The 14,964-nt window shown below is 56.4% G+C and carries 15 protein-coding genes and 1 tRNA gene; 11 read left to right on the top strand and 5 right to left on the bottom strand.

What is annotated here, in order from left to right:
- Positions 1–524: 524 nt before the first annotated feature.
- A tRNA-Pro gene (locus GOX66_RS13030) sits at positions 525–601 on the bottom strand.
- 115 nt (positions 602–716) lie between these two features.
- A complete protein-coding gene (locus tag GOX66_RS13025) occupies positions 717–1,832 on the bottom strand; it encodes a THUMP domain-containing class I SAM-dependent RNA methyltransferase (protein ID WP_170763175.1) in 1,116 nt (371 codons plus the stop codon).
- Positions 1,833–2,120: 288 nt separating this feature from the next.
- On the opposite strand from GOX66_RS13025, the gene GOX66_RS13020 reads away from it, so the two are divergent.
- The 6 genes from GOX66_RS13020 to nqrF are packed head-to-tail and all read left to right on the top strand — an operon-like array spanning position 2,121 to position 7,981.
- A complete protein-coding gene (locus GOX66_RS13020) occupies positions 2,121–3,464 on the top strand; it encodes a Na(+)-translocating NADH-quinone reductase subunit A (RefSeq protein ID WP_170763174.1) in 1,344 nt (447 codons plus the stop codon).
- 5 nt (positions 3,465–3,469) lie between these two features.
- Complete coding sequence (locus tag GOX66_RS13015; RefSeq protein WP_170763173.1) at positions 3,470–4,678, top strand: NADH:ubiquinone reductase (Na(+)-transporting) subunit B; 1,209 nt, start codon at positions 3,470–3,472, stop codon at positions 4,676–4,678.
- Positions 4,671–5,486, top strand: a complete 816-nt coding sequence (locus GOX66_RS13010; RefSeq protein ID WP_170763172.1) for a Na(+)-translocating NADH-quinone reductase subunit C — start codon at positions 4,671–4,673, stop codon at positions 5,484–5,486. Before GOX66_RS13015 ends, GOX66_RS13010 begins: the two co-directional genes overlap by 8 nt.
- Positions 5,486–6,139: an NADH:ubiquinone reductase (Na(+)-transporting) subunit D gene (locus GOX66_RS13005; RefSeq protein WP_170763171.1), complete on the top strand. Its 654-nt coding sequence runs from the start codon at positions 5,486–5,488 to the stop codon at positions 6,137–6,139. The genes GOX66_RS13010 and GOX66_RS13005 overlap by 1 nt, the downstream gene beginning before the upstream one ends.
- Positions 6,139–6,747, top strand: a complete 609-nt coding sequence (gene nqrE, locus GOX66_RS13000) for an NADH:ubiquinone reductase (Na(+)-transporting) subunit E (protein WP_170763170.1) — start codon at positions 6,139–6,141, stop codon at positions 6,745–6,747. Before GOX66_RS13005 ends, nqrE begins: the two co-directional genes overlap by 1 nt.
- A gap of 10 nt (positions 6,748–6,757) precedes the next feature.
- A complete protein-coding gene (nqrF, locus tag GOX66_RS12995; protein WP_170763169.1) occupies positions 6,758–7,981 on the top strand; it encodes an NADH:ubiquinone reductase (Na(+)-transporting) subunit F in 1,224 nt (407 codons plus the stop codon).
- Between the two features lie 39 nt (positions 7,982–8,020).
- Here nqrF and GOX66_RS12990 read toward each other — a convergent pair whose 3' ends face one another.
- On the bottom strand, positions 8,021–9,040 hold the full coding sequence (locus tag GOX66_RS12990) for a GDP-mannose 4,6-dehydratase (protein ID WP_170763168.1): 1,020 nt from the start codon (positions 9,038–9,040) through the stop codon (positions 8,021–8,023).
- Between the two features lie 238 nt (positions 9,041–9,278).
- On the opposite strand from GOX66_RS12990, the gene GOX66_RS12985 reads away from it, so the two are divergent.
- Positions 9,279–9,998 carry a metallophosphoesterase family protein gene (locus GOX66_RS12985; RefSeq protein WP_237212584.1) on the top strand — a complete coding sequence of 240 codons (720 nt, stop codon included), beginning with the start codon at positions 9,279–9,281 and terminating at the stop codon, positions 9,996–9,998.
- 14 nt (positions 9,999–10,012) lie between these two features.
- Here GOX66_RS12985 and GOX66_RS12980 read toward each other — a convergent pair whose 3' ends face one another.
- A complete protein-coding gene (locus tag GOX66_RS12980) occupies positions 10,013–10,537 on the bottom strand; it encodes a CBS domain-containing protein (protein WP_170763166.1) in 525 nt (174 codons plus the stop codon).
- Between the two features lie 121 nt (positions 10,538–10,658).
- Between GOX66_RS12980 and GOX66_RS12975 the strand changes: the two genes are divergently transcribed.
- From GOX66_RS12975 to nqrM, 3 genes are all read left to right on the top strand, one after another.
- Entirely contained in the window at positions 10,659–10,844 is a 186-nt protein-coding gene (locus tag GOX66_RS12975; RefSeq protein WP_170763165.1) for a hypothetical protein, read from the top strand.
- Between the two features lie 67 nt (positions 10,845–10,911).
- A complete protein-coding gene (locus GOX66_RS12970; protein ID WP_170763164.1) occupies positions 10,912–11,937 on the top strand; it encodes an FAD:protein FMN transferase in 1,026 nt (341 codons plus the stop codon).
- A 15-nt stretch (positions 11,938–11,952) separates the two neighbouring features.
- Entirely contained in the window at positions 11,953–12,183 is a 231-nt protein-coding gene (nqrM, locus tag GOX66_RS12965; RefSeq protein WP_170763163.1) for a (Na+)-NQR maturation NqrM, read from the top strand.
- Positions 12,184–12,246: 63 nt separating this feature from the next.
- Here the strand turns inward: nqrM and GOX66_RS12960 are convergent, their stop codons facing one another.
- On the bottom strand, positions 12,247–13,002 hold the full coding sequence (locus GOX66_RS12960; RefSeq protein ID WP_170763162.1) for a hypothetical protein: 756 nt from the start codon (positions 13,000–13,002) through the stop codon (positions 12,247–12,249).
- A 209-nt stretch (positions 13,003–13,211) separates the two neighbouring features.
- Between GOX66_RS12960 and GOX66_RS12955 the strand changes: the two genes are divergently transcribed.
- Positions 13,212–14,873, top strand: a complete 1,662-nt coding sequence (locus tag GOX66_RS12955) for a sulfatase-like hydrolase/transferase (protein WP_170763161.1) — start codon at positions 13,212–13,214, stop codon at positions 14,871–14,873.
- Positions 14,874–14,964: the final 91 nt, after the last annotated feature.

Here is a 14,964-nt window from a genome sequence, read left to right as displayed (position 1 = left end):
TATTCGCTCGGCCTATTTTAGCCCATTGGCTCTGAAGTCACTCCGTGCTGGGTAAAGCTCAATAATCCTTAAAGAAAATTGCTCAGACAGCAGCAATGAGGACACCGGTGCCGACGGCGGACACCAATGCGATCGCGCTGAAGAACAAACGTGGCTGGCCGGAGCGACGGACAATCGAAATATGAATTCTGATCTGGCCTCTAGAGCGCCACGCGCAGGGCGTTGTCGTCCAGCTCATGGTCGGTGACCATCTCCAGCAGGTATTGCAGCTTGATCTTGCAGAAGGGCAGAAGCTCAGACATCGGCCCCTCCCGCGATTGCGATCACGCCCGCGATCTGGTATCCATTCTGTGCAAACTTTTCGATTTGGCCGTTGACGCGGGTGCCAGCCCAGTCAGCGGCCTTTCGGTTTCTAACGGCTTGTTCTCCAAAGAATCCCACCCGAATAGCCGCATAATCCGGATCAAATCCGGAGCGACCGTGAATTGGGGGCAACGTAACACGGGCTAAGTATCTGGATTTATTGGTCGGAGTGAGAGGATTCGAACCTCCGACCCCTGCCTCCCGAAGACAGTGCTCTACCAGGCTGAGCTACACTCCGACCGTGGCGGGTGATCTATACCCGAGGATTTGGATGTGCAAGAGGGATTCTAATATCGCGTTAGGGTTTTCGGCCTGCAAATAGTCTACCCTATTGCTTGCGCCCGAATTCGGCTTCAGGGCAGGGCGGCGGCTTGGTAGAGCCTGACCTTAATTCCACTGTGATCCACGACGGGTCCCGCGGGTAAAAGGGGCAGGCGCGTTGCTCGCGCGAGCGATTGGCTGCTGGTCACGATACCCACCCGCCATCCGCTAAATCGGGCCATCAGTACCTTGCCCAAACTTCCATAGACGGAACGTAAGCGCTTTTCGTCCCCGATTCTTGCACCGTAGGGTGGATTGACGATGACCAGACCTTTGGGTCCGATGGGTGGTTTGATGTCACTGACCGAGCGGCATTGGAAAGCTGTGCGCGCCGCCACACCCGCGAGTTCGGAATTGGCGCTTGCCGCTTCGACGGCGCCTGCATTGCGGTCGGAGCCGTAAAACTGGATACCTGTTTCTTTCACCGAACCGCTCTGACGCATAGCCGCCCAGGCCTCTGGGTCGAAACCGCTCAGGTCTTCAAATGCGAAGCGGCGAGAGCGGCCGGGGTTTAGTCCCAGCGCGATTTCTGCCGCCTCGATGACAAAAGTGCCAGAGCCGCACATAGGGTCCAAGACGGGCTTTGACCCGTCGAACCCGCAGTCGCGCAGGAACATGGCCGCCATCGTTTCGCGCATGGGTGCCTTGGCGACGGCCGGTTTATGGCCGCGTTTGTGCAGAGGCTCGCCAGACGTATCGACGGAAAAGGTGCAGATGTCCTTGTCGATACGCAGCAAAATGCGCAGGCCTGCATCGACCGAGACAGAAGCGCCAAGCGTTTCGGTGATGGCCCGCTCAACCCTCTGGCGAGCGGCTCCGGCATGATAGATGCGGGATTTGCGGCTGGTGGCCTCGACCTTAACCGGGATGTCAGGGCGCAGGAAATCGGTCCAAGGGAACTTTCGAGCGCGTTTGTCCAGTTGTGCCAGGTGAACCGCAGGGAAACTACCCATTCGGACCAGAACCTTGTTGGCTCCGCGAAGACTTAAGTTCGCGCGCCATACGTCGGACCAGTTACCGCGACAGCTCACACCGCCTGAAACGATTTTTGCGCTGGCGAATCCCTTTTCGGTGGCCTCGGCGTGCAGGGGTGCCTCAAGCCCTGGTGTTGCCACCAGAAAAATCTCAAAATCGCTAGTTTGTTCCATTCGGGGTGCTTACACTGGAAGCGCTTCGGGCGCGATACGCAAATTTAACCGGCAAAAAACGGAACACTTCAAAGGAAAGTAACACTCAATAGGCAATTTGAGCGGTAACAGGTTTGCTTTTGGCATCGTCCCCGCGTAAAGGAGCCTCAATCAGAATTTCGCCCGCGGATTTTGGACGCATTTCGACGCTTTTGCGACGACTGCCCGGAAAACCCGCGTTATTGTCGAACCCTGAGAAGGTGTCGGCATAACTGGCGCAGATAAAGAGGCTTGGAAGACCGTAGCGACATGCAAACTTTCAAACTGAAAAAAGGGTTGGAGTTGCCGGTGCAGGGCGCACCGGAACAAACCATCCATCCGGGACCAGAATTCAATTCCGTTGGGGTTTTAGGGGGCGACTATCTTGGCCTGAAACCGCGCATGCTGGTTCAGGAAGGGGACGAAGTTCAACGCGGCACGCCGCTGTTCTGCCATAAAGACGCGCCTGACGCGATGATGGTTGCTCCGCTCAGCGGCAAGGTCGTGGCCATCAATCGCGGCGCTCGCCGTATCTTGCAGAGCGTCGTGATCGAGGTTTCGGCATTTCATGATACGGGGCTTGATTTCTCGGGCGTTGGTGATGCGGACAGCGCCGAGGGAGTAACCGCCAAGCTGTGCGCAGCCGGGTTGTGGACCGCCTTCCGCACGCGGCCCTATTCCAAGATGCCCGCACCGGGCACCAAGCCCGCCGCAATTTTCGTGACGGCGATGGACAGTGAACCTCTGGCTGGGGATGCTGGTGTCATTATTAATGACGCTGCCGAGGCTTTTGCGGCGGGTCTTGCTGCGGTTTCCAAGCTGACCGAGGGCAAAACCTATCTGTGCCATAAAGACGGCACCTCGCTTCCGGGTGCCGACGTGTCGGGTGTCGAGGCGGCGGCATTTTCTGGCCCACACCCTGCGGGGCTGGCAGGAACTCACATCCATTTCCTTGAACCGCTGGCAGGTGACAAGCAGGTCTGGACCATCGGGTATCAGGACGTCATCGCAATCGGTCGCCTTGTGCAAACCGGTCAACTGGATCCTAACATCGTGATCGCTCTGTCTGGCCCCGGAGCGCGCCAGCCGCGCCTGATCCGCACTATCATGGGCGCATCGACCGAAGATCTGACGCAGGACGAAGTCAATGTGGACGGCACCGCGCGTATTATTTCGGGATCAATCCTTTCTGGTCAGCACGCTGACGGTCCGACCGCCTATCTGGGTCGCTTCGCACGCCAGATCACCATCATCCGCGAGGATGCTGATCAGATCCCGATGGGCTGGATCCGTCCGATGCCCTCGAAATTCGCGGTACAGCCGGTGCTGGGTTCGGCCTTTGCCAAAAAGCTCTACTCGCTCACCTCGAACCTGAACGGCGGACGCCGAGCAATGGTGCCCACTGGCACGTTCGAAGAGCTGATGCCGCAGGATTATCTGCCAACGCAGTTGCTGCGCGCTCTGCTGGTGATGGATACCGACTCCGCACAGGCGCTGGGTGCGCTGGAGCTGGACGAAGAGGACCTGGGCCTTGTCGGCTTTGCCTGTCCGGCGAAATATGAATACGGGCTGGCGCTGCGCGACTGCCTGTCCAAGATTGAAAAGGAGGGCTGAGCCGAATGGGTTTGCGCAGCTTCTTTGACCGGATCGAGCCGAACTTTACCAAGGGCGGCAAGTACGAAAAACTTTTCCCCATCTACGAGATGGTGGAAAGCTTCATCTACACTCCGAAAACTGTAACCTCCGTCGCACCCCACGCACGGTCCTATGTGGATATGAAGCGGATCATGACCTATGTCGTGATAGCGACGATCCCCTGTATTCTGTGGGGGATGTGGAACACCGGTTATCAGGCCAACTCGGCGATTGCGGCCCTTGGGGCGGACTCGGCGACCGGCTGGCGGATTGCCCTGTTGCAAATGTTCGGCATTTCTCTGGACCCGTCCAGTATCTTTGCCAACACCGTGCACGGCTTGCTTTACTTCTTGCCAATCTACATCGTCACACTGGTTGCAGGCGGTATCTTTGAGGTAATCTTTGCCACGGTCCGCGGCCATGAGGTGAACGAAGGTTTTCTTGTAACCTCAATGCTTTACACCCTGATCATGCCAGCAACCACGCCCTTGTGGCAGGTCGCTCTGGGCATCATCTTCGGTGTCGTGATTGGCAAAGAGGTGTTTGGCGGCACCGGCAAGAACTTCCTCAACCCCGCGCTTGTGGGCCGGGCATTCCTGTACTTTGCCTATCCGGCGCAGATGTCGGGTGACGCGGTCTGGACACCGGTCGACGGCTTCTCGGGCGCGACAGCGCTGGCCGTATCCGCTGCCGATGGTATGCAAGCGCTGGCCGCAGAGGGTATCACCTGGTGGAGCGCGTTCTATGGCACCATTCAGGGCAGCTTCGGCGAGACCTCGACGCTGGCCTGTATCATCGGTCTGGCGTTCTTGCTGATAACCAAAATTGCCAATTATCGTCTGATCGTAGGTTGTCTGGCTGGGACAATTGCGTTCACCTGGCTGCTGAACCTGATCGGGTCGAACACTAACCCGATGTTCGCTATGCCCTGGTACTGGCATGTTGTGCTGGGCGGTTATGCCTTTGGTCTGGCATTCATGGTGACTGAACCGGTCTCCGCCAGCCACACCAATCTGGGCCGTTACATCTACGGCGCGCTGATCGGCGTCATGGTCGTGTTGATCCGTGTGGTGAACCCGGCATTCCCCGAAGGTATGATGCTGGCCATCCTGTTCGGCAACGTCTTTGCACCGCTGATCGACTATTTCGTCGTTCAGGCAAACATCAAACGGAGGGCGCGTCGCCATGTCTGATACGCAATCCCCAGAACCCAAGGGCGCGATTGCCAAGTTTCTGGCGGCCTCGCCGGATTCCGTCGGAAAGACGATCTTCGTCGCTGTCGCAGTCTGTCTTGTCGCCTCGATGGTGGTTTCCGCCGCAGCTGTCAGCCTTCGCCCGGTGCAAGAAGCCAACAAGCTGAAGGACAAGCAGGTTAACGTACTGCAAGTGGCGGGCGTTTATGAGCCCGGTATCAACGTGACCGAAGCTTTCGCCGCATTTGAACCGCATGTGCTGGAACTGGCGACCGGCGACTTTGTCGATGAACAGTTCGACCCTGCCACCTTCGACGATCAGGCTGCCGCCAGCGATCCTGAGCTGAGTGTTGCGCTGGACGATGACCCGGCAGGGATCGGGCGTCAGGCAAAATACCGCGTGATCTACCTGCTACGCGACGATGCGGGTGATCTGGATAAGGTGATCCTGCCGCTGCATGGCTACGGTCTGTGGTCCACGCTCTATGGCTTTATCGCGCTGGAAAACAACGGCAACGACATCTTCGGCCTGCAGTTCTATCAGCACGGCGAAACCCCCGGCCTTGGCGCCGAGGTTGACAATCCGCGCTGGAAAGCGCTGTGGAGCGGCAAGAAATTGCGCGACGATGCCGGTGATCTGCAGATTACCGTGTCCAAGACGCAGCCCGCAGCCGGTCCCGACTTCTACGTGGACGCTCTGGCTGGTGCCACGCTGACCTCGGTCGGTGTCGATAACCTTGTTAAATTCTGGATGGGTGACGCGGGCTATGGTCCGTTCCTGGCCAAACTGCAAGCAGGAGAGTTCTGATGTCCCAGACAAAGAAAGAGCTGTTGGTCGACCCACTTGTCGACAACAACCCGATCACCCTGCAGGTGCTGGGCATCTGTTCCGCGCTGGCGGTGACCTCGTCGCTGCAGGTGGCCTTTGTGATGGCACTGGCGGTGACTTTCGTAACCGGCTTTGCGTCGATGTTCATCTCGATGCTGCGCAACCAGATTCCCGGCTCGATCCGGATCATCGTTCAGATGGTGATCATCGCCTCGCTGGTGATCCTGGTGGATCAGATTCTTAAGGCCTATGCCTTCCAGATCTCTAAAACACTGTCGGTTTTTGTCGGGCTGATCATCACCAACTGTATCGTGATGGGCCGCGCCGAAGCGTTTGCTATGAAGAACCCACCGATGGCCTCCTTCATCGACGGTGTCGGCAACGGTCTGGGCTATGGCCTGATCCTGATGCTTGTCGGCTTTATCCGCGAACTGTTCGGCTCAGGCAGTCTGTTCGGCGTGACCATCCTGCAGACGGTGAACAATGGTGGCTGGTACGTGCCCAACGGCCTGCTGCTGCTCCCGCCCTCGGCCTTCTTCGTGATTGGCCTGCTGATCTGGGCCTTCCGGACATGGAAGCCGAACCAGGTCGAAGAACGTGAATACAAAATCCAGCAGGTAGAGGCACACTGATGGAAGGGCTTATCTCTCTGGCCGTAAAGGCCATCTTTGTTGAAAACCTCGCGCTCAGCTTCTTCCTCGGTATGTGTACTTTCATCGCCGTGTCCAAGAAGATTTCGACTGCGCTGGGTCTGGGCATTTCGGTGATGGTCGTGCAGGCGATCACCGTGCCCGCGAACAACCTGTTGCTCAGCTATCTGCTGAAGCCGGGCGCGTTGGCCTGGGCCGGTTTCCCGGATGTGGACCTGACGTTCCTTGGCCTGATCTCGTATATCGGCGTGATCGCGGCGATGGTGCAGATCCTCGAGATGATCCTGGATAAGTACTTCCCACCGCTCTACAACGCGCTGGGGATCTTCCTGCCGCTGATCACGGTGAACTGCGCCATCCTGGGCGGTTCGCTGTTCATGGTGGAACGTGACTATAACTTTGCCGAAGCCGCTACCTATGGTCTGTCTTCAGGTTTCGGTTGGGCGTTGGCAATCACCGCGATGGCAGGCGTTCGGGAAAAACTGAAATACTCGGACATCCCCGACGGTCTGCAGGGCCTTGGCATCACCTTCATCACCGCGGGACTTATGGCGATGGCCTTCATGTCCTTCTCGGGCGTGAAACTGTAAGGAGAGGTCAATGGAAACGTTTAGCCTTGGCGTAATCCTTTTCACGCTGATCGTTCTGGCGTTGGTCGCCATTATCATGGCCGCGCGCTCGCGCCTGGTATCGACCGGAAACGTCGACATCACCATCAACGGTGAGAAGACCATTTCGGTTCCGGCGGGCGGCAAACTGCTGCAAACACTGGCGGCCGAAAAACTCTTCGTCCCATCGGCTTGCGGCGGTGGCGGCACTTGTGCGCAATGCCGGGTGAAAGTGCATTCAGGCGGCGGGTCGATCTTGCCGACCGAGGAAAGCCATATCACCAAGCGCGAAGCTGCTTGCGGCGACCGCCTGTCCTGCCAGGTTGCGGTCAAGCAGGACATGAATATCGAAGTCCCCGAAGAGGTCTTTGGCGTCAAGAAATGGGAGTGCACCGTTCGGTCCAATGAGAATGTGGCGACCTTCATCAAGGCGCTGACACTGGACCTGCCCGAGGGCGAGGATGTGAATTTCCGCGCTGGCGGCTACATCCAGATCGAAGCGCCTGCTCACCAACTGGCCTATACCGATTTCGATGTCGAGGAGGAGTACCGCGAGGATTGGGATCGCTTCAATCTGTGGCAGTACAAATCCGTTGTGAACGAACCGATCGAGCGCGCCTATTCAATGGCGAACTATCCGGATGAAAAGGGTATGATCATGCTCAACGTCCGGGTCGCGTCGCCGCCTCCGGGGTCCGAAGGTATCCCGCCGGGTCAGATGTCGTCATACATCTTCAACCTGAAACCGGGCGACAAAGTCACAATCTCGGGTCCGTTTGGTGAGTTTTTCGCCCGCGAGACCGAGAAAGAGATGGTGTTTATCGGTGGTGGCGCCGGTATGGCGCCGATGCGCAGCCACATCTTCGATCAGCTCAAGCGGCTTGAGAACCGCAACCGCAAGATCAGCTTCTGGTACGGCGCGCGGTCCAAAAAAGAGATGTTCTTTGTCGAGGACTTCGACACGCTGGCCGAAGAGTTTGACAACTTCGAATGGCATGTTGCCCTGTCGGACGCACAGCCCGAGGATGACTGGAAAGGCTATACCGGCTTCATCCACAACGTCTTGTTCGAGGAATACCTCAAGAACCACCCGGCGCCCGAGGATTGCGAATACTACATGTGTGGTCCGCCAATCATGAACCAGTCTGTGATCAACATGCTGCTGGATCTGGGCGTGGATCGCGAAGACATCATGCTCGACGATTTCGGCGGGTAAGAAACGAAAAACCGGCGCATCCAGCGCCGGTTTTTTCATTCAGGCAGGCTTATTGTAGTAGTCGCGATACCACGCGACAAATTCCTTCATTCCGGTCGCGATGTCCGTTTTAGGTTTATAACCGGTCAGTTTTTGCAGCAAACTGGTGTCTGCCCATGTCGCAGGCACATCCCCTTTCTGCATCGGCATATAGTTACGCACCGCTTTTTTGCCGAGCGCCTCTTCAATCGCCTCAATGAAATCAAGCAGGCGAACTTTCTCTGAATTGCCAATATTGACGATCCGGAACGGTGCGACCGGCGACAGACTGTCACCTTGCGCGATATCGTCCTTGCTCTGCGGACGGACCGGCACTGCGTCGATCAGCAAGCGTATCCCCTGAACAAGATCGTCGACATAGGTAAAATCACGGTACATGTCACCGTTGTTGTAGATGTCGATGGGCCGGTCATTCAGGATCGCGTCGGTAAATTTGAAATACGCCAGATCGGGGCGCCCCCAGGTGCCGTAGACGGTGAAGAACCGAAACATGGTTGTAGGCTGGTTCCACAAATGGGCGTATGAATGTCCCATCGCTTCATTGGCTTTTTTCGTGGCTGCGTAGATTGTCAGCTGATTATCGGCTTTGTCCGTTTCGGCAAAGGGCATATCCTCATTTGCGCCGTAGATCGAAGATGTCGAGGCCATCAGCAGATGCTCAACCTCATGCTGACGCGCCACTTCCATCACGTTGAACGTGCCGACAACATTCGACTCGACATAGCTGCGGGGGTGTTCAAGGCTGTAGCGTACGCCGGCCTGAGCGGCGAGGTGAATGATCACCTCAGGCTCAAACTCATCTGCGACTTGCATCAACCGCTCGTGATTTTCCAGCAAATCTTCGGTTGCCGTAAAACCGGGCGTCTGCAACAGCATCTGGTGACGGCGCTTTTTCAGGGTGACATCGTAGTAGTCCGTCATGCCGTCGTAACCATGCACGCGGAACCCTTCGGATAGCAGGAGTTTTGCCAGATGGAACCCGATGAACCCTGCCGTTCCCGTGACCAGTACCCGTTTCATGCAACCCTCGACCGCAACCCAGACTATTTAGACATCAGGGATACTTTCACCAGGGCAAGGTCAAGGAAAATCTCCCGGCAACGACCGCCAAACAAGCACGAATTGGTTTTGATGCCGGTCACAGGATTGTTCACAAACACCGATTGCGTCCGACATTGTGGAAGAGTAGGCATCAGACACCATGGTACGGGATTGGATTAAAAGGACTTTCGGCCGGTGCGGAGCCCAGGATGAGGCAATGCCGGTGTCCACAATTGCGCCGGACCAACGGTTTTTTGCCATTGGTGATATTCACGGAAGGCTGGACTTGTTGCAGTCTCTGATGTCCCGTCTGGAATCCGACTGTCCTCTGGTTTTTGCCGGCGATTATATTGACCGCGGAGCCCACAGCGCGGAAGTGTTGCGCCTTTTGCATCATCTCAGCCTTGCCGATGACAGATCTGTGTTTTGCCTGCAGGGCAATCATGAAGACATGTTGCTGAGTTTTTTGGATAATCCGGAACAGGTTGGACCGCATTGGTTGCGAAACGGTGGGGCACACACATTGGCCTCTTTTGGCATTAGCGGCGTTGACACAACCTTGATGCGAGCAAGATCAGGGGCGATTGCCAGACGCCTGCGGCAAGCGATGGGCCAGGAATTGCTGGTCTGGTTGCGGGAACGACCCCTGACCTGGACAAGTGGAAATGTCACCGTTGTACATGCCGGGCTCGACCCAACCGCTGCGGTCGATGATCAACTGAGCCAGGTCTGCCTTTGGGGGCACCCGAAATTTTTCAGGCAACGCCGTCAGGACGGCCAATGGGTGGTACATGGCCATACAATCGTTGAATCGCCGCAGGTCCATAACGGGGTCGTTTCCATCGACACCGGCGCTTTTTTCAGCGGCCGTTTAACCGCCGCCGAAATTCGCAAGGAAAACGTCCGGTTTATCTCAACCGAAATACCACCGGGCTAAGCCAGCGGGCTGGGCTAGCCGACAATCATCTGCTTCATCCGCAGCGCTTCGTACTCCAGTTCCTTCAGACGGAAATGAACCACGTCGCCAATCGTAATGATGCCGCGCAGGTTGCCGTCGCTCAGAACCGGCATGTGGCGGAAACGCCCTTCGGTCATGGATTTCAGCACATCGTTCAGATAATCTTCTGGCGTACACGTGTGGACCTCACGGGTCATTAGATCTTCGACTGACTGCGGCAGAGTCTGCCCAGGCGTGTCCGCCATGCGCCGAACGATGTCACGCTCGGAAAGGATACCTTGCAGGGCTCCGTTCTGATCGGTCACGACTACCGCGCCGATATGCTTCTCTTTGAGGGTATTCACGACCGAGTGGATCGTGTCATTCGGGCGCACCGCAAAAACCGCATCCCCTTTGCCCTCAAGCAGTTTGGCCACTGTTGTCTGAGAGTGCGACAAGTTGGATTCAACCGACTGGCTGTGGGTGGATTTATCGGCCTTGTCGCCACGTGTGGGGGGCTGATATGAGGTTGGGGCCATAGGCAATCTCCTCTTATTCCTGAGATGGCTTTGCCTCTACCTTACCGCAGCCAAACGGCCTGTATAGGGTGCAAATGCGCCAGCAGGGAAAAACTGCTGCAAAACAAGGATATCCGCCCTGTTGTCTGACCTGTACCTGACCCCGCCCATTGCAGCGCTGATTTTCTTTGCAGTCGTTGTCTGCGGGCATAATTTCCGAATGACCTGGAAGCAGCAGGCGCCCGGGTGGCAGAAAAAAGCCTGGCTGTTCGGGTTGCCGGCGGGCCTCGGTCTGTTGGTCCTTGGCTTCCTGCCCCTGAAGCTCTGATGTCGGTTTGACTCTGTGGGGGGGGGCTGGCATACGCCGGGCACGGTTTTCCTCAGGAGGTCCCTCAATGCGCCTTTTGCCTGTTCTGGCTGTTGCGACACTTGTTTCCGGCTGTTTGTTCGACAAGGAACCCGAGGTGGTGCGCCTGTCCGGTGAAACGATGGGGACAACGTTCAACATTACGGCAATCGGCACGGATATGGACGAGGACGCTTTGGCCGCGTCTGTTGAAGAAACCCTGGCAGAAGTCAACGCCAAGATGTCCAACTGGGACCCGAATTCCGAGGTCTCGACCTTTTCCGCCTCGACCAGTACCGAACCTGTACAGGTATCGGATGAGTTTGCCACAGTCATCGCGGCTGCGAATGAGGTGCATGAGAAATCCGGCGGTACATTTGATGTGACCCTCGGCCCGCTGATCGAGCTTTGGGGTTTTGGCCCCCGAAAGCCTGAAGACCCGGTCCCTTCGGATATCGAGATTCAGGCCGCGCTGGACAGTGTCGGCCAGTCCCGGCTGCTGAAACTGGATCGTGAAAACGGCATTCTGTCCAAGTCGGACGCTGGTGTTGGCATCAACCTGTCCGCAATCGCCAAAGGGTATGGCATAGATGCCGTCGCCGGTACTCTGCGTGATGCGGGGATCGAAAACTACATGGTCGAAATTGGCGGTGACCTTGTGACCATGGGCGACAACGACAAAGGCGAGGCCTGGCGGATCGGGATAGAAAAGCCGGAGGCCGGGGCCCAAAACCTGCAGTTGATCGTTGAGCTGGAAGATCGGGGGATGGCAACCTCTGGTGACTACAAGAACTTCTTCGAACAGGATGGAGTGCGGTATTCGCATATCATCGACCCGACCACCGGGCGACCGATCACGCACCGGACGACTTCAGTTACCGTGCTGGCCGACAACGCTATGATGGCGGATGCCTGGGCGACCGCGATGCTGGCGCTGGGTCAGGAAAAGGGGCTTGAACTGGCAGAAAAGCACAAACTTGCCGTTTATTTCATTTCGCGGGATGTGACAGGAGGCGACGATGCCTATATCACGGTACACAGCACCGCGTTCAAAGACGCATTGGGCACCAACTGACGGGTAGGATCAGATATGAGCACCTTTATTCTGGCCTTCGTTCTGCTGTTGATCATTATAGTCGGCATGTCGCTCGGCGTTATGCTGATGGGTAAGACCATCAAGGGCAGCTGCGGGGGGCTGAACGCTATTTCCGGTGCGGATAAATGCGTGGTCTGTCAAAAGGACGTCGATCCCAACAGTCCGCTGCGCGATAAGTTGCAATGCAAACGGGCCAGAAAGATGGTCGAAAATATGGGTGAGTGACCTCAGCCAAAACGCGACAATTCCTTGTATCGCCCAGGCTGTTTGATGCTTAGGGGCTAAACCTTAAGCACAGTAACGGGCGAATTGCTGCGGTGTTAGCCACTGTTCCAGTTGTGAAAAGTTTTCAATTCGCTCTGACAGGTTTTTCGGGTTTATCCGCCGGTAGGTAATCTCAGCTTCTTCCGGTTGCTCTTGCAAGTGACCAATAATTGCTTCCGCACCTTCAAACGGGTGCTGAGCAATATGTTCTTCGTAAGACAGAACCAACCCGCCCCGGCTGCTGATTTCTTCCGAAATTTGCTGCTCGATGATCTCAACCTCTGACAGCCAATCGGAGACCGACCGGTACTTGATTCCGTAAGCTGTGTCATAAACTAAGTAGGGCACCCGAATACTGACAGGCTCGGGCTCATCTTCCACCCTGTAGTTGTGCCTGCTTCTCCGCCTGGCCTCCATTGCCGAAACCAGCCGTTCAATGTGGTTTTTTCGGTGTAGGAACATCAATGGCCAGTTTGAGACATCTGCCAAATTTTGTATCGAGTCCGCTACTCCTGAACCGAATATGCCTTTGACGTGAAGCTGCCTGGTCTTTATCTCAACGCCAAGAATGGGGCGGAAGACGTGCTCTCGCCTATCACTCAAAAAGTCTCGCCAATGTAAATCGCCGTTTGAGCCCAGCTGCTTAATCAGGCCCTTGCCGGTAAACACTTCGCCCTGCCAGGCGATTCTGGAGTGCTGGCCAATAAGGCCACCCAGAACAGTCGAACCACAGCGCCCCGGATGCACAAGTATTGCCAGGCTGGACATTTCTTTTTGCATCTTTCGTGTGGATCCCGTCTGTCTGACTGCTCCGACAATTGTCAGATTTCAGGCATAAACACACCAACTTTTTCCGAGTTGCAAACATTGTTTCCAGGTCGGCCGTAATAATATTCAAAGACAATTTACGCGATCGGAAATCCTGCGCTTCTGTGTGGGGGCGACTCATGTTCTAATCGCGGCCAGTCTATGAAATTTTGGCAAACTGCATGAACATCCTCTTTATCATGTTTGATCAACTGCGCTGGGATTACCTGAGCTGCTACGGTCACCCGCATCTGAACACCCCTAATATCGACCGTCTGGCCTCGAAAGGCGTGCGGTTCAACCGCGCCTATATCCAGTCTCCGATTTGCGGCAGTTCTCGTATGTCGACCTATACAGGGCGCTATGTACATTCGCACGGGGCCTCGTGGAACGGCATTCCCCTGAAGGTGGGTGAGATGACCATGGGCGACCACCTGCGCAAGGCGGGGATGGATTGCTGGCTGGTCGGCAAAACCCACATGCGGGCCGATGCTGAGGGGATGGCGCGGCTAGGTCTGGAACCCGACAGCCTTATCGGCGCGCGGGTTGCCGAATGCGGGTTCGACGTGTTCGAGCGCGATGATGGCATGCTGCCCGAGGGGCCAGATGGCTATTATGACCCGAACGGCGCGAAGGAATATAACAAGTACCTTACTGCCAAAGGCTATGAAAGTGATAACCCCTGGCACGATTTTGCCAATTCCGGGCTGGATGCGGATGGCAACGTGCTGTCCGGCTGGTTCCTGAAAAACTCGTCCGGGCCCGCAAATATCGCCGAAGAAGACAGCGAGACCCCCTATCTTACCGGGCGCGGTATGGAGTTTATGGAAACGCATGACGGCCCGTGGTGCTGCCACCTGAGCTTTATCAAACCGCACTGGCCTTACATCGTGCCGGATCCCTATGCCTCGATGTACGGACCCGAACATGTGCTGCCGGTAGTACGATCCGAGGCCGAGCGTCAGAGCGCGCATCCGGTGCTCAAGGCGTTTATGGATACAAAGGTCGGGCAGGCGTTTTCACGGCAGGATGTGCGCGACGCGGTGATCCCGGCCTATATGGGGCTGATCAAACAGGCCGACGACCAGATGGGCCGCCTGTTCGATTGGATGGAAAAAACCGGTCGGATGGAAGACACCATGATCGTGCTGACCTCGGATCACGGTGATTTTCTGGGCGACCATTGGATGGGCGAAAAGACCTTCTTTCATGACGCGTCAACCAAGGTACCCTTGATCATCTACGACCCGTCGCCTCAGGCAGATGCGACGCGCGGCGCCGTCAGCGACGCCTTGGTCGAATCCATCGACCTTGCCCTTACCTTTGTAGATGCGGCTGGGGGTGAAATCGCGGGTCACATCCTCGAAGGTCAGTCCCTGCTGCCGATTTTGCATGGAAATCAATCGGAGACGCCCCGAGACGTCGTGGTCTGTGAATACGACTATTCGGCTTCACCTGTTGCGGACATGTTGCATGCCTCGGTTCGGGATGCGGTGATGTTCATGGTTGCGAACAAAAAATGGAAGTTGATCCATTGCGAAGGTGGCTATCGGCCTATTCTGTTTGACCTTGAAAATGATCCGGACGAGTTGACCGATCTGGGTGATAGTGCAGACCATGCCGAAATTATCGCCGAGATGTACGATCACCTTTTCGCCTGGGCCCGCCGCCAGTCGCAGCGCACAACACGCTCGGAACAGCAGTTGATCGAGATGCGGACAAAAAGCCGGGGCAGGGGAGTCGTCGTCGGTATTTATGACGAAAACGATGCGCCGCTGGACCTGACCGTGAAGTACCGTGGACGCAAAACCCGCCCGTATCGGGAATATACCGGCAAGGATTAGATCCCGCGGCATTAAATCTGAATAGCCAGCACCAAAAGGCGGTTCACCCGCCGAAGGTCAGACGATACAAGACGGGCAAAGAGCAGAAAAC

This window comes from Ruegeria lacuscaerulensis, from assembly GCF_013031245.1.
Classification (GTDB): domain Bacteria; phylum Pseudomonadota; class Alphaproteobacteria; order Rhodobacterales; family Rhodobacteraceae; genus Ruegeria; species Ruegeria lacuscaerulensis_C.
The sequence above is the reverse complement of the archived record's forward strand: the minus strand, read 5'-3'. Positions and strand labels throughout refer to the sequence as shown.

What these genes read in the sequence shown, in the direction of transcription:
- GOX66_RS13010 (WP_170763172.1), top strand. Translation starts at nt 4,671, where the DNA reads ATGTCTGATACGCAATCCCCAGAACCCAAGGGCGCGATTGCCAAGTTT.
- GOX66_RS12980 (WP_170763166.1), bottom strand. Translation starts at nt 10,537, where the DNA reads ATGGCCCCAACCTCATATCAGCCCCCCACACGTGGCGACAAGGCCGAT.
- nqrM (WP_170763163.1), top strand. Translation starts at nt 11,953, where the DNA reads ATGAGCACCTTTATTCTGGCCTTCGTTCTGCTGTTGATCATTATAGTC.
- GOX66_RS12985 (WP_237212584.1), top strand. Translation starts at nt 9,279, where the DNA reads ATGCCGGTGTCCACAATTGCGCCGGACCAACGGTTTTTTGCCATTGGT.
- GOX66_RS12955 (WP_170763161.1), top strand. Translation starts at nt 13,212, where the DNA reads ATGAACATCCTCTTTATCATGTTTGATCAACTGCGCTGGGATTACCTG.
- GOX66_RS13020 (WP_170763174.1), top strand. Translation starts at nt 2,121, where the DNA reads ATGCAAACTTTCAAACTGAAAAAAGGGTTGGAGTTGCCGGTGCAGGGC.
- GOX66_RS13005 (WP_170763171.1), top strand. Translation starts at nt 5,486, where the DNA reads ATGTCCCAGACAAAGAAAGAGCTGTTGGTCGACCCACTTGTCGACAAC.
- GOX66_RS12960 (WP_170763162.1), bottom strand. Translation starts at nt 13,002, where the DNA reads ATGCAAAAAGAAATGTCCAGCCTGGCAATACTTGTGCATCCGGGGCGC.
- GOX66_RS12970 (WP_170763164.1), top strand. Translation starts at nt 10,912, where the DNA reads ATGCGCCTTTTGCCTGTTCTGGCTGTTGCGACACTTGTTTCCGGCTGT.
- GOX66_RS13025 (WP_170763175.1), bottom strand. Translation starts at nt 1,832, where the DNA reads ATGGAACAAACTAGCGATTTTGAGATTTTTCTGGTGGCAACACCAGGG.
- nqrF (WP_170763169.1), top strand. Translation starts at nt 6,758, where the DNA reads ATGGAAACGTTTAGCCTTGGCGTAATCCTTTTCACGCTGATCGTTCTG.
- GOX66_RS13015 (WP_170763173.1), top strand. Translation starts at nt 3,470, where the DNA reads ATGGGTTTGCGCAGCTTCTTTGACCGGATCGAGCCGAACTTTACCAAG.
- nqrE (WP_170763170.1), top strand. Translation starts at nt 6,139, where the DNA reads ATGGAAGGGCTTATCTCTCTGGCCGTAAAGGCCATCTTTGTTGAAAAC.
- GOX66_RS12990 (WP_170763168.1), bottom strand. Translation starts at nt 9,040, where the DNA reads ATGAAACGGGTACTGGTCACGGGAACGGCAGGGTTCATCGGGTTCCAT.